Raw genomic sequence first — 19,609 nt, forward strand, 5'->3', positions numbered from 1 at the left:
CGATTATGTGAGCGCGGCAGGCAGCAGCGAAGGTTCACGTGTATCGCACCTGTTTCGGACTGCTTTTTCTCGCCATCCTCGTCCCGGAAGCCAAAGCAGAAAGCGGATTGGCCTCGTACTACAGCTACGGTAATCGCGGCCGTACCGGCGAACTGACCTGCGCGCACCGGACCCGTCCCTTTGGCAGCATGGTGAGGGTGACTCACGGCAGCCGCTCGATCGTCTGCAAGGTCAATGACAGGGGACCGTTCATTCGCGGACGTGTCATCGATCTCTCGGTGAGCGCGGCACGTGCCCTCGGCATGATGCAGTCAGGCGTCGTACGCGTTTCCCTGGACTGAGAAACAATCGTCCCCGCGCATATTCGAACATGTTCCGACAGGCTCAATCGCCCTTGCTGCGGCGCTGGTGCCGCTCGAGGCGCTGCCGCTGCGCTCGCATGCGCTTGATGTCCTCATCGAGCGCATCCATTTCCTCACTGCGTCGCTCGTCCTTGGATTTCTGATCGTTGGAGCGCAGTTTTCCCAGCACTTTCTCCACGGAGAGTTTTGGTGTCTCAGCCATCGTTATTCCCATGCCCTGGGGGTGGCGATAGAGGGGTGATCGATCCCAAGATCTGCGCCGGCGGACCGCGCTCCTTGATCTAGGTCAATATCACCGAACCGGTGGTGTCGAACGATGCCTTGCTCGCCGCACGTGTGGGCATTGACCCGCCTGGTGCGCATCACGTCCATCGACACCAGAGTAGGGCACATGAGATTTCCCGTCTGGCTGCTCGCCGCGATGCTGTTGCTGACGGGTGGAGGCGCAAGTCACGCAAAGGTCAGGATTGCGAATGATCGGGGCGGAATTATCGAGCGTTACATCGATCGATACAAGCAATTGAGGGCTTCGCGGCAATCGGTGATCATCGACGGCCTGTGCGCCTCGGCCTGCACGATCGTGCTCTCGGAGATTCCGCACGACAGGATCTGCGTGACTTCAAAAGCCAGGCTGGCATTCCATGCGGCCTGGGATTTCGGTCTGCGCGGTCGTGCGGTCACGAACCGGGGCGCGACGCGATGGCTCTACTCGATGTATCCCTCGCCAGTCCGGCAGTGGATCGCCGGTCGCGGTGGTTTGACTCCGCGCACGATCTTTCTGCAAGGCCGGCAACTGGAAGAGATGTATCGGCCTTGCGACCTCAATGCGCTGGCCACCTCCGGCGCGCGTAAATAATCGTTCTGGAGAGGGCTGTCAGCGCCTGAACCTCGCCACCAATTCCACATGCGGCGTGTGGCGGAACTGGTCGACTGGCGTGACGCCTTCGATCCGGTAGCCGCCGTCGATCAAAATCTTCGCGTCGCGTGCGAAGGTCGTGACGTTGCAGGACACCGCGACTACTGTCGGCACTTTACTCGCCGCCAACTGCCTCGCCTGCGCTTGCGCGCCCTGCCGCGGCGGATCGAACACCACCGTGTCGTAGTCGCGCAGCTCCTGCGGCATCAGCGGGCGGCGAAACAGGTCGCGCGCCTCGGCCTTCACCGGCTTCAGTCCCGACGTGGAGGTCGCAGCTTTCTGCAGCGCCGCAACCGCGCCGGCGTCGCTGTCGAGGGCGGTTACCCGTGACTTCGCCGCCAGCCGCAGCGCGAAGGGGCCGACGCCGCAAAAGAGATCGGCGATATGTTTGGCGCGCTTGCAATGCTCCGATACCAGCTCGGCCAGCGCCGCTTCGCCCGCCACCGTTGCCTGCAGGAACGAGCCGGGCGGCAGAACGACCTGCGCGCTGCCCATCGAGACGACCGGCGGCGTTCGCATCAGGACCAGTTCGCCGTGGCGCGTCAGCCGCGCCAGCCGATGCTGGCCGGCGATGCGCGACAGCAGCGCGATCATGGCTGAAGACACCTGCCCGGAGCCGCGCACGTCGACATCCAGCCCGCTATTGGTCGCCGTGATCTGGATGTCGAGCGGCTTGCCCATCGCGATCAGCGGCTCCGCGATGGCCCAGGCCGCCTCGATCGCGCCGCCGAGTTGCGGATCGAGGATCGGGCAGCGGTCGATCGGAACGATGTCGTGCGAACCCGCCGCCGCATAGCCGACCTTGAGCACGTCGTGCGTGCCCATCCGCGCGTGCAGGGTGATGCGCCTGCGGCCCGCGCCATGGGCGTCGACCAGAGGCGCCACCTCGCAATCGATGCCGGCCTGCGACAGCGTCGTCACCACGAGTTCGCGCTTCCAGGCGCGATAGGGCGCGGCATCCCAATGCTGGATCGCGCAGCCGCCGCAGACGCCGAAATGCGGACAGAACGGCGCGACGCGCTCCGGGCTTGTGGTTTCGACCTTGAGCAATCGCCGGCGGTCGGGATGGTGGCCGGGCACCCGGCCGACCTCCACCGTTTCGCCGCCCAGCGCGTAGGGAACGTAGATGGTGCCGCCGCCTGATATGGCGACGCCGTCGCCGTGGTGGCCGACATGGTCGATGACGAGGCACTCGCTCTCACCCACGGCGTGCGCCCATGAAGAACTCGATATTGCCGTCGCCGCCCTTGATCGACGACGGAAACACCTCGATGCCGGTGCAGCCGAGGGATGCGGCGAATGCCGAAATATCGTCGCAGATTTCCTGATGCACCATCGCGTTGCGGATGATGCCGTGCTTGGAATGCTTTCGCTCCGCCTCGAATTGCGGCTTGATCAGCGCGAGCAGGTGCGTGGGGGCCGCGGCAAGCTCCAGCGCGACCGGCAGCACCGCCTTCAACGAAATGAAACTGACATCGATGACAACGACATCGGGCCGCGCGGGCAGTCGCTTGCCTTCGTATTTGCGAATATCGGTTTCTTCCATCGACACGACACGAGGATGGATACGCAGCGAGGGATGCAACTGACTGTGCCCGACGTCGATGGCGAACACGAGGCTGGCGCCGTTCGCCAGCAACACCTCGGTAAAGCCGCCGGTGGAGGCGCCGACGTCGAGGCAGACATGGCCCTCGATCTCGATCGGATATTGCTCCAGCGCGCCGGCGAGCTTGACGCCGCCGCGCGAGACCCAGGGGTGCGCAGGCTGCGCGCTCAGTTCGGCATTGGCGGCAATCATTTCCGACGCCTTCGACACCGGCCGGCCATCGGCGGTTACACCGCCGGCGTCGATCGCGGCGCGAGCACGCGCGCGGCTTTCGAACAGGCCGCGCTCGACCAGCAGCACGTCCGCGCGCTTGCGGGCCGAAGTCTCTTTGTCGTCCTTGTCAGCCAATGTCAGTCCGGTTTGCCGGTGGCACGATCCGCCGCGAGCGCGACGCAGGCCTCGAACGAGGTGAGATCGTGCCAGATGTCTTGAGGCAGCTCTCGCGGCGTCACCAGTCTAGCACCATGCAGGTCCAGCGTGTGGATCATCATGAGATTGTCGGGCAGGCCGAAATCCTCCACCGTGAGCCCGTCGGCATCGATCATGTGACCGGCGTCCGACGTCGTGATGCGGAACGACCGCGTAACGCGGTCGGCGTAGATGGCCGGATCGTTGCTGTAGGCGAAGCAGAGCTTGCCGCGGCCGGCCATGTAGCCGAGTTCATAGACCGTGCCGGCGTCGGCACTGGGGCCGCGAAATGGCGTCAGATTGGCAATGATCGCATCCGCCGCATCCATCATGGCCTGATTGCCCTTGAAGATCGCGAGCGAAGCGTCTGCGGCGGCGAGGTCGACCGTGTTGTCGAGCGGATAGAGGCCGGTCATCCCATAACGGGCGCAGATCGCAGCCTTGCGGCGTCCGATCTCGATGGCGTCCGGCAGGAACACATCGGGACCTGCCAGATAGATTTTCATGGAAGTACCGGCGAAGGGGCCAACCTTCGGTTCTGATCCGGTCAGAACCGAAGGAGATTAAGCCTCAGGCGAGCTTGACGGTCTCGGTCTTGTAGTCCTTGCCGAGCGCATCGAACACCTTGGCAACGATGCCCTTGGCGTCGAGGCCGGCATGGGCATACATCGCGTTCGGCGTGTCGTGGTCGATGAACTCGTCGGGCAGGATCATCGCGCGCATCCGCAAGCCGCCGTCGAGCATGCCGTGGTCGGACAGCGTCTGCATGACGTGCGAGCCGAAGCCGCCGATCGAGCCTTCCTCGATGGTGAGCAGCACTTCGTGATCGCGCGCCAGCTTCAGCACCAGATCGACGTCGAGCGGCTTCATGAAGCGCGCGTCGGCGATGGTGGTGGAGAGGCCATGGGCGGCGAGTTCGTCGGCAGCCTTTTCGCATTCGGCCATGCGCGTGCCGAACGAGAGCAGGGCGACCTTGCTGCCCTGGCGGACGATGCGGCCCTTGCCGATTTCGAGGGGAATGCCGACCTCGGGCATTTCGACGCCGCGGCCTTCGCCGCGCGGGTAACGCACCGCGCTCGGCCGGTCGTTGATCGCAACCTGCGTCGCGACCATGTGCACCAGTTCGGCCTCGTCGGACGCCGCCATGATGACGAAGTTCGGCAGGCAGCCGAGATAGGCGTTGTCGAACGAGCCGGCATGGGTCGCGCCGTCGGCACCGACCAGGCCGGCGCGGTCGATCGCAAAACGCACCGGCAGGCTCTGGATCGCGACGTCGTGGACCACCTGGTCGTAGCCGCGCTGCAGGAAGGTCGAGTAGATCGCGCAGAACGGCTTGTAGCCTTCGGTAGCGAGACCGGCCGCAAACGTCACCGCATGCTGCTCGGCGATGCCGACGTCGAAGGTGCGGGTCGGGAACGCCTTGTTGAAGATGTCGACGCCGGTTCCGGATGGCATCGCCGCAGTGATGGCGACGATCTTGTCGTCCTTCTCGGCTTCCTTGACGAGGCTCTGGCCGAACACGTTCTGGTAGGCCGGTGCGTTCGGCTTGGCCTTCGCCTGGGCGCCGGTGGCGACGTCGAACTTGACGACAGCGTGGTACTTGTCGGCGGAGGCTTCCGCCGGGCCGTAGCCCTTGCCCTTCTGGGTCACGACGTGGACCAGGATCGGGCCGGTTTCCATGTCGCGGACGTTCTTCAGAACCGGCAGCAGATGGTCGAGGTTATGGCCGTCGATCGGGCCGACATAATAGAAACCGAGTTCCTCAAACAGCGTGCCGCCGTCCATCATGAAGCCGCGGGAGTATTCCTCGACGCGGTTGGCGCGGTTGGCAATGATCTTGGGCAGACGCTTGTTGATCTGCTTGGCTGCCTCGCGCAGCGTACGATAGGTCTTGCCGGAGTAGAGCCGCGACAGATACGCGCTCATCGCGCCGACCGGCGGCGCGATCGACATGTCGTTGTCGTTGAGAATCACAATCAGCCGCGAATTCATCGCACCGGCATTGTTCATGGCTTCATAGGCCATGCCGGCAGACATCGAGCCGTCGCCGATCACGGCGATGATGTTGTTCTTGCCGCCGGAGAGGTCGCGTGCCACCGCCATGCCGAGGCCGGCGGAGATCGAGGTCGAGGAGTGCGCGGCGCCGAACGGGTCGTAGTCGCTTTCGCTGCGCTTGGTGAAGCCGGAGAGGCCGCCGGCAGTACGCAGCGTGCGGATACGGTCGCGGCGGCCGGTCAGGATCTTGTGCGGGTAGGCCTGGTGGCCGACGTCCCAGATCAGGCGGTCGCGCGGCGTGTCGAAGGTGTAGTGGATCGCGGTGGTCAGTTCCACGACGCCAAGGCCGGCGCCGAAGTGACCGCCGGTCACCGACACGGCGTCGATGGTTTCCTGGCGGAGCTCGTCGGCGACCTGCCGTACCTGCTCGATCTTGAGCTTGCGTAGGTCGTCGGGTGTGCGAATGGTGTCGAGAAGCGGCGTTTTACTAAATGTGGTCACAGCGATATTCCAATTTTGCAAGTCAGGGCGAACGGCCTGACGCGAGACGGGAAGCGCGTTAACCGCGCCGTGAAAATCCAGACCCGCCTGCCAGTTCGGCAGGCCGGTACCTGATTTGAAACCCTAGATGCACTCCGGTTTAAACCCTGTGATATGCATCACTTAGTCGCTCGGAACCCTTCCCGGTTCAGTTTCTTTAGCTATTTGAGGTGCTTGCCGCCGCCCGAAGCCAGCCGCAGGCTGCTCTCCACAGCCCATAGAACCGCAAGCTTTACACCAAAGCCGCCGTTAAAGCCAACCCGGCGAGCCTAATCGGTTCCGCCGTTCTGGGGCAAAAAGCCTCGATTTTTCAACCACGGCGGCGGGCAGATGGTTCCAGTTTGCTCAAATCGGCGGCACTTTGGGCCGTCATGGTAACCGCTTCGATTCGCTTCCAGGCCCGATCGCGCACCCCGGAATCGCCTGTGGCGACATCCAGCGCGGCATCGGGGAGGGTCATGCGGGCGCTGAGCGGGACTGGCCCGCAGACGATCATGAAGAAATCGTAGGCGTTGGGCAGTTCGTTGGCCATCACGAACTGGAAATGCACGCGGAAGAACTGCCAGCGAAATTTCTTGTAATGCTCGGGCAGGATGATGTCGCGGAAGCGGACCGGCACGATTGTCGGATTGCGCCTTAAGGCGCCGACGTCGATGCCGTGGCTCGCGATCGGATCGAACTGGTAGAAATTCATCACGTCCTTGCGGGCCTGACAGTCGATCCAGTCGATCGTCGGCTCGACCGCCAGCATCCGCAGATGCTCGCGAAACTCTGTCGATACGGCGTGATAGCCCACGATCGGGAAATTGCCGCCGATCGTCAGCAGCACGATCCGCGGACCGTGACGGCCGAGCGCGGGATCGAGTTTCAGCGCACGCGCCAGCATTTCCGTCGACAGGAACGATCCGGAACTATGGCCGACGATGACGATCTCGTCTGCGTCGGTGCTCCTCGCCGTCTTGATGAGATGCTGCGCGAAGCGGTCGATGCGCTGGTCCCATTCCGGGCGCTCGCGGCGCGAGAACTCCCAGGTCCAGATCGTGTCGCACAACAGATAGAGCACGTAAGTGGCGTTCTCGGTGTATTTCAGCACGGTCCCGAGCAGCGCCACGAAGATGGCGATAGCGATCGCGATGCTGAACGTGTCGGGAATGCCGATGGCATTCAGGCCTTTCTCGAACACGAAGGCGATGGCGCCGGCACCTGCGGCCTCGAGCAACAGCATCAAATGCGGATAGGTGATGAAGGTGGCGAACCGCCAGTTCGCCTTGCCGAAGCGGCCGATAGTGCCGGCGAACACGAGTCGCCAATAGATCCACACCGCACTGAACACTGTGCGCCAGATCGGCGACGCCAGGTCCTGCTGGATGAAATCCTCGAACCGGAGGAAATCGTAGGACGTGCGGGTCTGCCAATCCTCGGCCTTGGTATCGATGGTCCAGGACGCGATCTCGTCGTCGGAGGCGACCTTGGGGCGGCTGATGGTGGCCTGGAGCTGATAAAGCCGGCCGAACTTGCGCAGCTCGGTTCGGAACATGCGGTAATATTGCGCCAGCCCGCGCGGATCGTAGCCCTGAATATAGATGATATGGCGGTGCTGGACGCGCACGTACTGTCCCCAAGTGTCGGCGGACTATATCAGGCTGTGCAGCGCCGGAAGAACTAATTCGGCTGTTCCGCCATGCACGGATGTGCGGAAATTCGCCCAATATTTCCGATTGTTGCGCCGAATCCCGAAAGGACAGGGCGTCTTACTGGACGTCGAGCGGCTCGGTCCCCGAGGCCTGACCGTTCGCGTCCGTCGTGATCTTGTCGACGCGGGCCTCCGCCTGCCGCAGCAGTTCTTCGCAGCGGCGCTTCAGTGCTTCGCCGCGCTCATAGATCGCGACCGATTCCTCGAGCGGCACCTTGCCGTCCTCCAGCCGTTTCACGATCGATTCGAGTTCCTCGATCGCGCGCTCGAAGGAGAGTTTTTTGACGTCCGCTTGCGTGTTTTCGGCCATGTCGAGTTCCCGGATGCGCCCCCGGTCGGAAGCGCAGAATCAAGCAAATTATTTCGGACCTATTGTGGCGGCGGTTCACGCGCCCATCAACGCGGTGACATGCGCGGCAACCGATTCCTTCAGCCCCTGCAGGTCGTAGCCGCCTTCCAGCACCGAGACAACCCGCCCCTCCGCGCTCGCATCAGCCACATCCATTAGCTTGCGGGTGACCCAGCCGAAATCGTCCGCCTTCAGGTTGAGCGAGGCGAGGGGATCGCGGTAGTGCGCGTCGAAGCCGGCGGAGATGATCACGAGCTCCGGCGAGAATTTTTGCAGCTGCGGCAGGATCAGGTTTTCGAACGCTGCGCGGAACTTGGCGCTGCCGTCTTCGGAAGCCAGCGGCGCATTGACGATAGTGTCGTGCTCGCCGCGCTCGCCGCTGGCGCCGGTGCCGGGAAACAGCGGCATCTGGTGCGTCGAGCAGTACATCACGGTCGGATCGTGCCAGAAAATGTCCTGCGTGCCGTTGCCGTGATGGACGTCGAAATCGACGATCGCGGCGCGGCCGATGCCGTATTTGCGCTGGGCGTGGCGCGCGGCAATCGCGACATTGTCGAAGAAGCAGAAGCCCATCGGCTTCGAGACCTCGGCATGATGGCCGGGCGGGCGCACCGCGACGAAGGCATTCTGATGGGTTCCGGACATCACCGCGTCAGTCGCGGCCACCGCGCCGCCGACGCCGCGCATCACCGCTTCCCAGGTGCCCGGCGACATCGAGGTGTCGCCGTCGATATAGATCATGCCGCTTTGAGGTGCGATGTGGCGGAGTTCGCCGACATAATGCTCGCCATGACAGAGCGTGACGGAATCGAGACTGCCTTCCGGTGCCTCGCTGCGCGTGAGCGGCTTGAAGCGCTCGTCCGCCAGCACCTCGGCAACCGCGCGCAGCCGGTCGGGACGCTCGGGGTGCCCCGGGGGCGTGACATGGTCGAGGCAGGCGGTATGGGTCAGAAGCAGCGTCATGCAAAAATCCTGGCGTAGAGGAACGCGCCGGCGAGGAGCGGCTAATCTAGGCCGTTAGAGGCCGCTCGGAAAGGCCCACGCTGGCTCGCCATGCTGATGGCTTTTTCAAGCCGGTATCCGTGTCCCGGACGCGGCGCAGCGCGTCGCTTCTAATTGATCCGGACGATGCGATCGGCGGCGGACGGGGCGATCGGGCTGTTCGCCGCAAAATAGGTATGCAGCGCGTCGACGTCATAGACGCCGATCAGCGGCGCGGTTCCTTCCGTGAGCGCGGTGAAACCATCGCCACCGACGAACAGGAAATTGTTGACGGTGACGCGGTAGTGCGCGGCGGGATCGATCGGCTGCCCGTTCAGCGACATCCGTTCGGCGATGATGCGCTCGCCATCGCCCTTCGATCCGTCCCATGCATAGCTGAATCCTTTCGACACCTGCAGGATCCGCGGCCGCTTCGGGTCGCGCCATTGCTGCTCCAGTATGTCCTTGATCTGCTTTCCGCTCAGCGTCAGCGTCACCAGTTGATTGCGGAACGGCTGGCTGGCGAACAGGTCGGCATAGGTTACCGCGCCATCTTCCCTCCGCGCAACATCGGCGCGGATGCCGCCGGGATTGGTGAAGGCGATGACCGCGCCGCCTTTCGCTTCGGTGCTGGTCGCGGCGAGCTGCGCATCGGCGATGATGTCGCCGAGCGGACTTTCGCCGGCGGCGTTCGGCGCGCGCGACAGCGTTGCGGTTATCGAACCCGCTGGGCGGTTGGCGATCGGCGCGGCAAGCCTGTCATAGGCGTCAAGCAGTGCGGTCTGTTGCGCATCCTTGGCAAGCGTTGCGGTGTGGACGATATTGTTGCCGGCCCTGGCGCTGACGACGTCGCGCGTCACGGGATCGAGTTTCATATCGATCGCGGTGACCAGCGTGCCGTATTTGTCGCCTGACGTGACGAGCCGTCCGTCGATGTCGCAGACATAGGCGCGGTGGGTGTGGCCGGAGACCACGACGTCCACCGCCTTGTCGAACTTTTTGACGATATCGACGATCGGCCCGGAAATGCCGCGACAGTCGTTATAGTCCCCGGTCGGTAATCCGCCTTCGTGGATCAGCACGACGATGGCCTCGACGCCGCGCGCCTTCAGCTCCGGGATCAGCGCATTCACCGTATCAGCTTCGTCGCGGAATTCGAGGCCGGCAATGCCGACAGGCGAGACCAGGCCCGGCGTGCCTTTCAAGGTCAGGCCGATGAAGGCGACAGGGATGCCTTCGAACGTGCGAATTTCATAGGCGGGAAACACTGTCCTGCCGCTGCTCTTCTCGAACGTGCTGGCGGCGAGATAGCGGAATTTTGCGCCCGTAAATGGATGCGGCCCCTGGCATTGGTCGATCGGGTGGCAGCCGCCGTTCTGCATGCGCAACAGCTCGTCCTTGCCCTCGTCGAATTCGTGATTGCCGACGGCTGAAATATTCAGGCCCATCATCGACAGCGCTTCGATCGTCGGCTCGTCATGGAACATCGCCGACAGAAACGGGCTGGCGCCGATCAAATCGCCGGCCGCGACGAAGATCGAGTTCTTGTATCCCTCGCGAAGCTGGCCCACCAGCGTCGCCATGTGCTCGGCGCCGCCGGCTTCGACAGTGATCTTCTTCGTTCCGTCCTCGGGATCGGTAATCGTGATCCCGCCCGGCGGCGGACGAAGGTACCCGTGGAAATCGTTGATGGCGAGAATGCGCAGGTCCACAGGCGCGGTTTGCGCGAGGGAAGCGACAGGCGCCAGCATGATCGTCAGCGCAAGGATGGGGCGGAGGAGATTTCTCATGAACATCGATATCGTAGCCCGCATGAGCGCAGCGACATGCGGGACGGGCGGGAGTTTAAAATCCCGGATGTCGCTGCGCTCATCCGGGCCACGCAGATTGTTTCCGCGTCGCTACCCCTTCTTCCGCTCGAAGAATGCCTTGAACGCCGTGACCGCTTCCTTTGAGCGCAACCGCTCACCGAACAGATGGCCTTCCTGGTCGATCCGGCGCGTCATGTCCTCTGGCGGCAGCCTCAGCAGTTTGCGCGTAATCGCGACCGCTTCGGCCGGCAGCGCGCAAATCTCGCGCGCGACCTTGCGCGCCTCGGCTTCGGTGTGGCCGGGCGCCACCACTACATTGACGAAGCCCGCCTCGCGCGCCTCATCGGCGGAAAACTTGCGGCCCATCACCAGCATGGCGAAGGCGCGCTGATGGCCCATGGTGCGCGGCATCAACAGGCTGGAGGCGCCTTCGGGCACCAGTCCGAGATTGATGAACGGCGTGGAGAAGGTCGCGGTCGTGCTGGCCAGTACATAGTCGCAATGGAACAGCATGGTGGTGCCGATGCCGATCGCGACGCCGTCGACCGCGGCGATGATCGGCTTGACGTTGTGCGCCAGCGAATAAAGCAGCTTTACGGCGTTGGAGGCGCCGCGTGGCGTGTCGGTATCCGACGTGCTCTCTTTCAGAAAATCCTCGAGATCGTTGCCGGCGGTGAACACGCCCGAACCGCCTGTGATGATGATGCAGCGGATATCGGGGTTGTTCTGCGCCTTGTCGATCGCATCGCTCATCCCGCGATACATGTCCTGGGTAAACGCGTTCTTCTTCTCGGGCCGCCGCAGCTTGATCACGCGCGTCGCGTCTTCGTCCGACACAATGAGGTGTCCGGTCATGAACTTGCCCCTAAAAGCAGGCGGCAACGCTGCCCGCTGGCCAATCATCCGGGTCTATCCTACATGATCCGGCAAGGGGCCCAACCACTCCGTGCAATTTTCCCGGGGATGTGACCACGAGGTTAATGCAATGCAGCTAGGCGGAATTCATCACCTGACCGCGATCTCGGCGAAGCCGCGGGAGAATTTGGCCTTCTACACCGGCCTGCTTGGCATGCGGCTGGTGAAGAAGACCGTCAACCAGGACGACGTCAGCGCCTACCACCTGTTCTACGCCGACGGCAAAGCCAATCCCGGCACGGATCTTACCTTCTTCGATTTTCCCGCCGCGCCCGAGCGTCGCGGAACCAACTCGATCTCGCGCACCGGGGTGCGCGTCGCCGGCGAGAACGCCCTCGGCTACTGGCGCGATCGCCTCAACAAGGCCGGCGTGGAGACCCCCGGCATCCTCGAAGTCGACGGCCGCCTGACGCTGCCGTTCGAGGACGGCGAGGGGCAGCGGCTGGTGCTGATCGACGATGGCGGGAAGGGCGCCGCCTCGCCGTGGGAGAAGAGCCCGGTGCCACCAGAACATCAGATCCGCGGGCTCGGTCCGATCGTGCTGACTGTGCACGAGCTGTCACGCACCGCCTTCGTGCTGACCGAAGTCATGAACATGCGTCGCGCGCGCGAATACGCCGCCCACGGCGCGCAGATTCACGTGTTCGAAATGGGCGAGGCAAGGGGAGAGGGCAACCCCGCCGCCGAGTTGCATGTGCTCGAGGACAAGGCCTCGCCGATCGCCCGCCAGGGCGCCGGCGGCGTGCACCACGTCGCGTTCCGCACCCCCGACGAGACGCAGTATCACGCCTGGACGAAACGCCTGACGGACCTGCGCATCCCCAACAGCGGCGAGATCGACCGCTTCTATTTCCGCAGCCTCTATTTCCGCGAGCCCAACGGCATCCTGTTCGAGATCGCCACCGACGGCCCAGGCTTTGCGACCGACGAGCCGATGGAAACGCTCGGCGAGCGGTTGGCGCTGCCGCCGTTCCTCGAGCCGCGCAGAGCGCAGATTGAGGCTGGCCTGAAGCCCATCGAGTGATTCCGTAGAATTGGTAGAGCGCAGCGAAACCCATCATAGTCGTGCGCCTCAATCGATGAGCCGCGGGCCTTCGGCTTAGAGCAGGGGTAAGGAACCCGGCGACGAATACAGCGCGCCCGCGAAGGGTCAGAGTTCCTTCCGTAGTTCTCCGGCCGTGAACATAGTTCCGCCTTCTCTGCTGCGTTAAACGCCAAGTGTTAGCTCGCCGTAGCGCAATGCCCGGGTCGCTCTCAGGCGGGTGCCATTGCATTTGATACGGAGCACCAAATGGATTCCATGCGGGACGGAAAGCTCGCGGAAGGCCAGATCGCGAGCCTGGAGCAGCAGTTTTCTAACCTGGCGCGAGAAGTGGGAATCAGTCCTTCGGACCCGCCGACGAGCATGAAGACGTCTCGCCCCCCGCTGGTCGTGAGTCATCGATTGGCGAATTGGCGTTCCGCGACTTTCGTCGGTTCCCTGTTGGCAGTATCCATTGGTGTCGCCGCCTGGTGGTGGCCATCCTCCGTTGATACGGCGATGAAGGTCCCTTCAGATCCGACACCTCTGACACAGGCGGCGCCGGAAGCCGCTGTGCCGAAAGACGTCGCGTCGGCGGCTGCTGTCCTGCCTTCCGAGTTGGCGCAGCAACTCCAACCGATGGCGAGCGATCTCGCTGCCTTGAGGCAAATGGTCGAACAGCTCAAGGTGAGGCAAGAACAATTGGTTCGCGACAATGAAAATCTCACGAGCCAATTCGAGGCGAGCCGGGAGGAAATGGCGCGCAACAACAGTATCGTCGAGCAGATCAAGGCGACCCAGATCCAGATGGCGCGCGAAAACCAGGCGCTTACCGAGCGGGTCAACGCAAGCCAGGAACAACTCGCCCGCGGCATCGCCAGCGCTTCAGATCCAAAGGCGATGCCCGAAGCGCCAAGGATGATGCCTGAGGAGCCAAAGGCGATGCCGGAGGCGCCAAAGATGATGTCCGAAGAACCAAGGGTGATGCCGGAAATACCACTGCCGCGTCCGCGGCAGCCGGCCACTGTCGGCCAGGCGCAAAAGCCTTCGCCAACCCCGGCGCGGCCGCAACCCAAAAAACCGCAACCGCTATTGGCATGGCCATGGTCAGTGCGCTAATGCACCCGGCCGCCTGAAACCATGAGCCACTCCGCGCGTGAACCGCGCCAGCGTGAGATAGTTTGCGTTTATCAGGCTTCGTTCTTCGGAACGTACTTCCCAAGCACGCACTTGTAGCCTTGCAATCGCCACGCGTGATACGGACCCTTGGCGAGCCAGTCGGCGATGCCGATTTGCGCGTTGACTGCGCAGGCGCCCATGGTGATGCCGGACTGCTCACTGGTGGTGACGACCTTTTCGAGGCAGAGCTGGCTGTTGCAGAGAACAGCGATGAGGGTGACGAGCATGGTGACCTTCGTTGAAAAGAGAATTCCTGTGTTCAGCTTATGCAGGGTTCATGCCACCCTTGATGCACGCGTGTCCTCCCGGACATTCCGTGGACGCACTGACCTGTAAAAATACGGTGCAAACCGAGCCCTTTTGGCGCGGACGGCGGCAGCAACGCCTGACGAATACAAATTGCGGCGACAGTAGAGTCTGCGCGTGCGCGATTCGCAAAGCGTAGAACTACGGCCAACGCGCCAGAATGGCTGCGACTGTCATCATGCGGCAACAGTTCTGGATGCTTCGGCTTGAACTGTGCCAATGGCGCCGCTCCTCGTAGGATGGGCAGAGCGAAGCGATACCCATCGCGGTCCCGCGTATTGAGCGACGTCGACGCAATTCGCTTAGCACGCCATTGGCGCGAAGCCGCAAATTCAGTTGGCGGTTGACGTCAGCACTGAAGCGCATTTCGGACTCAATCCGGACAACGCGCCATGTCTATCTCGCGCTCTACGTATAGGGCGGTTCCGCGCAGGGACCGTGAGACATTCGTGCAACAACCGTGATCCTAAATTCCGGAAGGCGAATCGTTAAGCAGCGATGGCCTGCGTGTGCGGATATAATCGCGTCAACGAATCTGCAGGGGCTTTTCGATGTCGAAGTTTGCCGTCGGCGATCAAGTCGAAAACGTTGCCAACGATCACGAGTCGGGCACGGTCGTCGCCGTGTGTCCGATCGTCGACACGGAAGGCTACGGCGCACTTCAGTTCTTCGTCGAGGAAAAGCTGACTTTCGCCGTTTCGAGGCAGGGGGCCACATGACAGGCCGCGCAACCACGCGAGCGATCCCCGCGACCGAACCGACGGAGGGCGACAGCGACGCCATGCGCATCAGGCATCAGCTCGATGCCTGGGCCAATGCCTCAAGTCGCGCTCCTAGATTGGTGACAACGCCTGCGGAAGACCTCAGCAGCGAACCATCCGGCAAGGCGGCCATGGCGGCAAAGAAACGCAGCCGCTCATCTCCGGCGGCCGGTCGTAGCAAAGCCACCAGGGCGACCAAGGCCAAAGCAACGGAAACGGCAACAGCTGCGGCAACGGAAGCGACCGAGGCCAACGTCGAGCCGGAGGTGCCGAGCGCGCCGCTTGAGCCGCCGCCGGTTTCCGCTGAGCCCGCCGTGCCGGAGGCCGTTTCTGTCGTTCCCGCCCCACCAACGCGCGAACGCACCAGCCGCGCCTTTGCCATTGCTGCCGCTCTCGCGCTGGCGACGGTGGCTGCCTATTTTTCGGTCGCGGGCATGGCCGAAATATTTCCCGGCGATCCCGTTGCGGTCATGGTGCTCGCCGCCACGATGGAAGCCGGCAAGCTCGTGATCGCCGGATGGCTGGCCGCGCATTGGCGCCAGACCAGCTGGAAAATGCGCTCCGTCATGGTCGCGCTCGTCGCCGGCCTCGCGCTGATCAACGCCGCCGGCGTGTTCGGCAAGCTGGTCGAGGCGCATGTCAGCGTCGCGGTCACCGCGCGTTCCGGCGTCACCGAGCGCATTGAGTCGCTCGACGCCCGTGTGGTGGCGCAAACGGCCGCCGTTGCCGATCTCGCCGGCCGCATCGCGCAGATCGATCGTGCCGTGGATGAATCGACACGGCGCGGCCGGGTGACGCGGGCCCTCAACATCGTCAGCCAAGAGCGCGCGACACGGGACGGGCTGGATGCGCAGCGGCAAGCCGCTACCGCGACGCTGGTCGACCTGCAGGCACAACGCGCGGCGTTGGCCGGCGAACGCTCGCGCATCGAAGCATCCACCGGTCCGATCCAGTATCTCGCCATGATGGTCGGCGCGGCGCCGGAAGCCGCGGTGCGATGGCTGATATTGCTGATGGTGCTCTGCTGCGATCCGGCAGCGATCGCCCTGACGGTCGCTGCGGCCAGTTCGCGACGCCAATGAGTGGTGGAGCGATATCCGGGGCATCGACTTCATTCGCTCCCGCATGTCGCTAACGCTCATGCGGGCTACGCGCCTGACCAATAGCCGCGGCTTGCCGCCTTCCCGCGTGGGGCGGGAAGGCATGCCGTGTACGCGCTACATGGTCCTGCCTTTCGACAATTTTGCCGTTTTCGAGTTGGTTGTTTTCGCGCGCTTTGCCGCGCGGTGATTGTCCCGCGCGGTCACGCGCTCGCGCTTCTTGATGCTCGCTTGCGCTTCCTGCGTCTTCGCTCCGCCACGGCGCGAGGCATACTCCTTGCCGTCGATCGGTCCCACATGCGGCGGATCCCGGTCGAGATACGGCCGCCCGATGCCGAACGTCTTGCCGTTTTCGTCGATCCACTTCCAGAGCTTGTCGGTGGAGACCCAACGCTGCGCCCGCGTCGCGCCCTTGACGCTGACGATGTCGGCCGCGAGCCCGCGGCCATAACCGCCACGCAAACTCCCGCCATGGTAGGATCGATCGGTTGCCGCCTTCAGGCCGCTTGCGATCCCTTGACGATAGTCGTCGCGGAACGCGCTGGTGATGCCGGGCGACAGTCCGGCCTGCTCGGCGGCGTGCAGCGCGTGAAAGAGTTTCAGCTTGAAGCTCTTGTCCATTCCGCCGATCACGTAGTCGATCATCGACATGCCGGCTCTGTCGGCCGCCTTCGGATCCTTCCAGGTAAAATCCTCGTCGACGCGCTTGGTGAAGGTTCGGGTGACGGTTCTCGTCTTTCCCTTCCGTTTGATCGTCACCTTCCGCCGCTCGGTTACCTTGATGGCGTCGATCTTGGGCGCGCGCTCGTAGAGCGCCCAGAGATAGCGATCGATGCAGATCTCCACGACCAGACATTCCTCGTTGATTTCGAGAATGCCCACGGCCGGCAGGTCAGCGTCGCGCAGCGAAGCTGGTGTGCTCGCCGCGGCCATGTCGGCGGCAGGTGTCTCCGGCGGCAGCACCTCTGCCGGATCGGTCAGCGCGGCCACGACGAAAGGTTTTGGCTCTTCCGTGACAGCCGTCGTGTCAGGCGCTTTCGTCGTGTCAGGTGCTGTCGTGATGTCCGGCGCTTTCTCGATCACGGTCTCCGCAGGACGCGGCACCTCGATGGTGTCGATGGCGGCGCTTGCCAGCGCGATCACCGGTGGCGCGACCACGGGCGGCGTGACTACAGGCTCGGCGCTCGCGACGCGAGATGGTTCCTTGCGTTCGGCAGTTGAAGCCGCCTCGGCGCTCTCGATCGAAGCGCCGGCATTCTTGACCGAAGCGCTGACTCTTTCGATGGGAGCCGCACCGGGGCTGGCGAGCCAAACGAGAACCCAGCTCGAGAGGGCTACACCCGTGAGAAGGTTGATTCGACGCTGCGCCTTCGTCGCCAATCGCCATGGGTCCATCGTTCGGCCTCCAAGGCTCCGCATGAGCCTGATTGCACAAGCACGCGATTGGCTCATTCTTCGGATTGCGAAATGAATGCGCAACGGCCGGAGACTACGGGATCATCTGTTTTTTCAAGGGTGTGGCTTCGGTACAACGCGGAACGGCATGGAACTTGTTGTGTAGTTTTGGGACTTGTGTGCGCTACCGTGCAGAGAGGCTGCCAGTAAGGCGGACTAGCGAAGCGTAATCCGCCGCGTTCGCCGAGTTCGCGCGGTGAAGGCCGGTTACGCTTCGCTAACCCACCCTGCAAATTGTCAGCCCAGCAACGCTGCATCGGCGCCGTTCACGGCGTCCGCACTGTCCGTCACTGTCTTCTCCAGCGAGCTCGCCTGCACGGTGATGTTCTCGGCAAAGAATCGCGCCACCGTGACATAGCGCTGCGGATCGCCGGCTTCGCCATTGCTCTTGGCGGCGAGCGCTTCGCCGGCCAGCATGCAGCCGCCGAGCGTGGAGCCGAACAGGCGCAGGTAAGGCGTGGCGCCGGCGAGCGCATCGTTCGGCGCGGAGGCGACGCGCTCCAGAAGCCACTTGCTGGCGCGCTCGAGCGAGCCGAGCGCGTCGCGCAGTTTCGCGCCCGTCGTGCCGAAGGCGGGATCGTTCGAGGTTTCGACCTGCTTGACGATGCCATTGAGTTCATCGAGCAGCGCCCACACCGATGCGCCGCCGTTTGCCGCGAGCTTGCGCGTCACGAGGTCGATCGACTGGATACCGTTGGTGCCCTCATAGATCGAGGTGATGCGGGCGTCACGATAATGCTGCGCGGCGCCGGTCTCCTCGATGAAGCCCATGCCACCGTGGATCTGCACGCCGAGATACGTCACCTCGTTGCCGATGTCGGTGGAGAACGCTTTTGCGATCGGCGTCAGCAGCGCGCCGCGGGCGGCAGCATCGGTGCGGACTTTTGCGTCCTTGGCGCGCGTGGCAACGTCGAGGGCGACGGCCGTGGCGTAGCAGATCGAGCGCGCCGCAGCCGTCATGCTGCGCATCTGCAGCAGCATGCGCTTGACGTCGGGATGCACGATGATCGGATCGAGCCCGTCGCCTTGTCTGCCGACGGCGCGGCCCTGCTTGCGTTCCTGCGCGAAGGCGAGCGCCTGCTGATAGGCGCGGTCGGCAATGCCGACGCCTTCGAGGCCGACGCCGAGGCGGGCCTGGTTCATCATCGTGAACATGCAGAGCATGCCGCGATTCTCCTCGCCGATCAGGTAGCCGATCGCGCCGCCTTGATCGCCCATCGTCATGGTGCAGGTGGGGGAGGCGTGCATGCCGAGCTTGTGCTCCACGCCCGAGGGATAGATGTCGTTGCGCGCGCCGAGCGAGCCATCGGCATTGACCATGAATTTCGGAATCAGGAACAGCGAAATCCCCTTGGTGCCCGCGGGCGCGTCGGGCAGGCGGGCCAGCACGAAATGCACGATGTTATCGGTCATGTCGTGGTCGCCATAGGTGATGAAGATTTTTGTTCCCTTGATCCGATAGGTGCCGTCGCCGACCGGCTCGGCGCGGGTCCGCAGCGCGCCGACGTCAGAGCCTGCTTGCGGCTCGGTGAGCTGCATGGTGCCGGTCCATTCGCCGGAGACGAGCTTCTCCAGATAGATCTTTTTCAGCTCCTTGCTGCCATGGGCGTCGAGCGCCTCGATCGCCGAGAGCGTCAAAAGCGGGCACAGGCCGAAGGCGATGTTCGAGGCGCTCCAGATTTCGGTGCAGGCGGCGTTGATCGCCAGCGGCAGGCCCTGGCCGCCGAAAGCTTCCGGCCCCGACACCGCGTTCCATCCGGCCGCGGTCCAGCGCTGATAGGCGTCCGGCCAGCCGGGGGCGGTGGTCACCTTGTTGTCCGCCAGCTTGATGCCGTGTTCGTCGCCGACGCGATTGAGCGGCGCCAGCACGTCGCCTGCGAACTTGCCGGCTTCCTCCAGCACGGCTGCGGCAATGTCGCCGTCGAAATCGCCGTAATGGCCGGCTTTCACGGCCGCCTGCAGCCCTGCGCCGTGGTTGAGCGCGAGCAGGATGTCGGAGATCGGCGCGCGGTAGGTCATGACGAAAATCTCGCTTTTTGGGCCAATGTGCTGCCGCCGTCTTCCCACGAAACCGGCGTTCTCTCAACTCTCTGCCGGAGCGGTAATCGGCCGCGCTGGCGGCACGAAACCGGCCTCGGAAGACTTGGAGCGGTGACCCTTTATAAAGGGTCGCACCATTGGAGCCGATTTTGGCGTGAAATTGCCCCCACG

19 protein-coding genes are annotated in these 19,609 nt (G+C 63.6%); 6 read left to right on the forward strand and 13 right to left on the reverse strand.

Features of this window, described 5'->3' with window-relative positions; translation table 11 throughout:
* Nucleotides 1-38 precede the first annotated feature (38 nt).
* Complete coding sequence (locus LMTR21_RS08935; protein ID WP_065753769.1) at nucleotides 39-341, forward strand: septal ring lytic transglycosylase RlpA family protein; 303 nt, start codon at nucleotides 39-41, stop codon at nucleotides 339-341.
* A 43-nt stretch (nucleotides 342-384) separates the two neighbouring features.
* On the opposite strand, the gene LMTR21_RS08940 is transcribed toward LMTR21_RS08935, so the two are convergent.
* Complete coding sequence (locus LMTR21_RS08940; RefSeq protein ID WP_065753768.1) at nucleotides 385-564, reverse strand: hypothetical protein; 180 nt, start codon at nucleotides 562-564, stop codon at nucleotides 385-387.
* Between the two features lie 189 nt (nucleotides 565-753).
* On the opposite strand from LMTR21_RS08940, the gene LMTR21_RS08945 reads away from it, so the two are divergent.
* Nucleotides 754-1,218, forward strand: coding sequence for a hypothetical protein (locus tag LMTR21_RS08945; RefSeq protein WP_065753766.1), 465 nt, complete (start codon nucleotides 754-756; stop codon nucleotides 1,216-1,218).
* A gap of 18 nt (nucleotides 1,219-1,236) precedes the next feature.
* Here the strand turns inward: LMTR21_RS08945 and LMTR21_RS08950 are convergent, their stop codons facing one another.
* From LMTR21_RS08950 to LMTR21_RS08990, 9 genes are all read right to left on the reverse strand, one after another.
* The gene (locus tag LMTR21_RS08950) at nucleotides 1,237-2,484 is read right to left on the reverse strand and encodes a class I SAM-dependent RNA methyltransferase (RefSeq protein WP_065753765.1); all 1,248 of its coding nucleotides are present in this window, start codon (nucleotides 2,482-2,484) and stop codon (nucleotides 1,237-1,239) included.
* Nucleotides 2,477-3,232, reverse strand: coding sequence for a TlyA family RNA methyltransferase (locus LMTR21_RS08955; RefSeq protein ID WP_065753764.1), 756 nt, complete (start codon nucleotides 3,230-3,232; stop codon nucleotides 2,477-2,479). Before LMTR21_RS08955 ends, LMTR21_RS08950 begins: the two co-directional genes overlap by 8 nt.
* A 2-nt stretch (nucleotides 3,233-3,234) precedes the next feature.
* Nucleotides 3,235-3,798 (reverse strand): nucleoside 2-deoxyribosyltransferase, encoded by a 564-nt coding sequence (locus LMTR21_RS08960; protein ID WP_065753763.1) that lies wholly within the window; start codon nucleotides 3,796-3,798, stop codon nucleotides 3,235-3,237.
* A 64-nt stretch (nucleotides 3,799-3,862) separates the two neighbouring features.
* On the reverse strand, nucleotides 3,863-5,788 hold the full coding sequence (gene dxs / locus LMTR21_RS08965) for a 1-deoxy-D-xylulose-5-phosphate synthase (protein WP_065753762.1): 1,926 nt from the start codon (nucleotides 5,786-5,788) through the stop codon (nucleotides 3,863-3,865).
* A gap of 349 nt (nucleotides 5,789-6,137) precedes the next feature.
* Nucleotides 6,138-7,436 carry a hypothetical protein gene (locus LMTR21_RS08970; RefSeq protein ID WP_065753761.1) on the reverse strand — a complete coding sequence of 433 codons (1,299 nt, stop codon included), beginning with the start codon at nucleotides 7,434-7,436 and terminating at the stop codon, nucleotides 6,138-6,140.
* 142 nt (nucleotides 7,437-7,578) lie between these two features.
* A complete protein-coding gene (locus LMTR21_RS08975; protein WP_148635945.1) occupies nucleotides 7,579-7,830 on the reverse strand; it encodes an exodeoxyribonuclease VII small subunit in 252 nt (83 codons plus the stop codon).
* A gap of 75 nt (nucleotides 7,831-7,905) precedes the next feature.
* Complete coding sequence (locus LMTR21_RS08980; protein WP_065753759.1) at nucleotides 7,906-8,832, reverse strand: histone deacetylase family protein; 927 nt, start codon at nucleotides 8,830-8,832, stop codon at nucleotides 7,906-7,908.
* A 149-nt stretch (nucleotides 8,833-8,981) separates the two neighbouring features.
* The gene (locus tag LMTR21_RS08985; protein WP_065753807.1) at nucleotides 8,982-10,640 is read right to left on the reverse strand and encodes a bifunctional metallophosphatase/5'-nucleotidase; all 1,659 of its coding nucleotides are present in this window, start codon (nucleotides 10,638-10,640) and stop codon (nucleotides 8,982-8,984) included.
* 111 nt (nucleotides 10,641-10,751) lie between these two features.
* Entirely contained in the window at nucleotides 10,752-11,516 is a 765-nt protein-coding gene (locus LMTR21_RS08990; protein WP_065753758.1) for a crotonase/enoyl-CoA hydratase family protein, read from the reverse strand.
* 130 nt (nucleotides 11,517-11,646) lie between these two features.
* On the opposite strand from LMTR21_RS08990, the gene LMTR21_RS08995 reads away from it, so the two are divergent.
* Nucleotides 11,647-12,600, forward strand: coding sequence for a ring-cleaving dioxygenase (locus tag LMTR21_RS08995; protein ID WP_065753757.1), 954 nt, complete (start codon nucleotides 11,647-11,649; stop codon nucleotides 12,598-12,600).
* Nucleotides 12,601-12,867: 267 nt separating this feature from the next.
* Nucleotides 12,868-13,716 (forward strand): hypothetical protein, encoded by an 849-nt coding sequence (locus LMTR21_RS09000; protein ID WP_065753756.1) that lies wholly within the window; start codon nucleotides 12,868-12,870, stop codon nucleotides 13,714-13,716.
* 71 nt (nucleotides 13,717-13,787) lie between these two features.
* Here the strand turns inward: LMTR21_RS09000 and LMTR21_RS09005 are convergent, their stop codons facing one another.
* On the reverse strand, nucleotides 13,788-14,003 hold the full coding sequence (locus LMTR21_RS09005; RefSeq protein ID WP_065748933.1) for a hypothetical protein: 216 nt from the start codon (nucleotides 14,001-14,003) through the stop codon (nucleotides 13,788-13,790).
* A 630-nt stretch (nucleotides 14,004-14,633) separates the two neighbouring features.
* Here LMTR21_RS09005 and LMTR21_RS39970 point away from each other — a divergent pair.
* Nucleotides 14,634-14,801 (forward strand): hypothetical protein, encoded by a 168-nt coding sequence (locus LMTR21_RS39970; protein ID WP_187399328.1) that lies wholly within the window; start codon nucleotides 14,634-14,636, stop codon nucleotides 14,799-14,801.
* On the forward strand, nucleotides 14,798-15,925 hold the full coding sequence (locus tag LMTR21_RS09010; protein WP_065753755.1) for a hypothetical protein: 1,128 nt from the start codon (nucleotides 14,798-14,800) through the stop codon (nucleotides 15,923-15,925). The genes LMTR21_RS39970 and LMTR21_RS09010 overlap by 4 nt, the downstream gene beginning before the upstream one ends.
* A 135-nt stretch (nucleotides 15,926-16,060) precedes the next feature.
* On the opposite strand, the gene LMTR21_RS09015 is transcribed toward LMTR21_RS09010, so the two are convergent.
* Both LMTR21_RS09015 and LMTR21_RS09020 read right to left on the reverse strand, forming a co-directional pair.
* Complete coding sequence (locus LMTR21_RS09015) at nucleotides 16,061-17,338, reverse strand: hypothetical protein (protein WP_246175408.1); 1,278 nt, start codon at nucleotides 17,336-17,338, stop codon at nucleotides 16,061-16,063.
* 297 nt (nucleotides 17,339-17,635) lie between these two features.
* Nucleotides 17,636-19,417 carry an acyl-CoA dehydrogenase family protein gene (locus LMTR21_RS09020; RefSeq protein ID WP_065753754.1) on the reverse strand — a complete coding sequence of 594 codons (1,782 nt, stop codon included), beginning with the start codon at nucleotides 19,415-19,417 and terminating at the stop codon, nucleotides 17,636-17,638.
* Nucleotides 19,418-19,609: the final 192 nt, after the last annotated feature.

Origin of the sequence: Bradyrhizobium paxllaeri (assembly GCF_001693515.2) — a bacterium.
GTDB lineage: Bacteria > Pseudomonadota > Alphaproteobacteria > Rhizobiales > Xanthobacteraceae > Bradyrhizobium > Bradyrhizobium paxllaeri.

Excerpts from the sequence above, each read along its gene's own strand:
- LMTR21_RS08945 (WP_065753766.1), top strand. The coding sequence starts at position 754 with ATGAGATTTCCCGTCTGGCTGCTCGCCGCGATGCTGTTGCTGACGGGT.
- LMTR21_RS08940 (WP_065753768.1), bottom strand. The coding sequence starts at position 564 with ATGGCTGAGACACCAAAACTCTCCGTGGAGAAAGTGCTGGGAAAACTG.
- LMTR21_RS08985 (WP_065753807.1), bottom strand. The coding sequence starts at position 10,640 with ATGAGAAATCTCCTCCGCCCCATCCTTGCGCTGACGATCATGCTGGCG.
- LMTR21_RS39970 (WP_187399328.1), top strand. The coding sequence starts at position 14,634 with ATGTCGAAGTTTGCCGTCGGCGATCAAGTCGAAAACGTTGCCAACGAT.
- LMTR21_RS08990 (WP_065753758.1), bottom strand. The coding sequence starts at position 11,516 with ATGACCGGACACCTCATTGTGTCGGACGAAGACGCGACGCGCGTGATC.
- LMTR21_RS08995 (WP_065753757.1), top strand. The coding sequence starts at position 11,647 with ATGCAGCTAGGCGGAATTCATCACCTGACCGCGATCTCGGCGAAGCCG.
- LMTR21_RS08960 (WP_065753763.1), bottom strand. The coding sequence starts at position 3,798 with ATGAAAATCTATCTGGCAGGTCCCGATGTGTTCCTGCCGGACGCCATC.
- LMTR21_RS09000 (WP_065753756.1), top strand. The coding sequence starts at position 12,868 with ATGGATTCCATGCGGGACGGAAAGCTCGCGGAAGGCCAGATCGCGAGC.
- LMTR21_RS09020 (WP_065753754.1), bottom strand. The coding sequence starts at position 19,417 with ATGACCTACCGCGCGCCGATCTCCGACATCCTGCTCGCGCTCAACCAC.
- LMTR21_RS09005 (WP_065748933.1), bottom strand. The coding sequence starts at position 14,003 with ATGCTCGTCACCCTCATCGCTGTTCTCTGCAACAGCCAGCTCTGCCTC.
- LMTR21_RS08980 (WP_065753759.1), bottom strand. The coding sequence starts at position 8,832 with ATGACGCTGCTTCTGACCCATACCGCCTGCCTCGACCATGTCACGCCC.
- LMTR21_RS09010 (WP_065753755.1), top strand. The coding sequence starts at position 14,798 with ATGACAGGCCGCGCAACCACGCGAGCGATCCCCGCGACCGAACCGACG.
- LMTR21_RS08975 (WP_148635945.1), bottom strand. The coding sequence starts at position 7,830 with ATGGCCGAAAACACGCAAGCGGACGTCAAAAAACTCTCCTTCGAGCGC.
- LMTR21_RS09015 (WP_246175408.1), bottom strand. The coding sequence starts at position 17,338 with ATGGACCCATGGCGATTGGCGACGAAGGCGCAGCGTCGAATCAACCTT.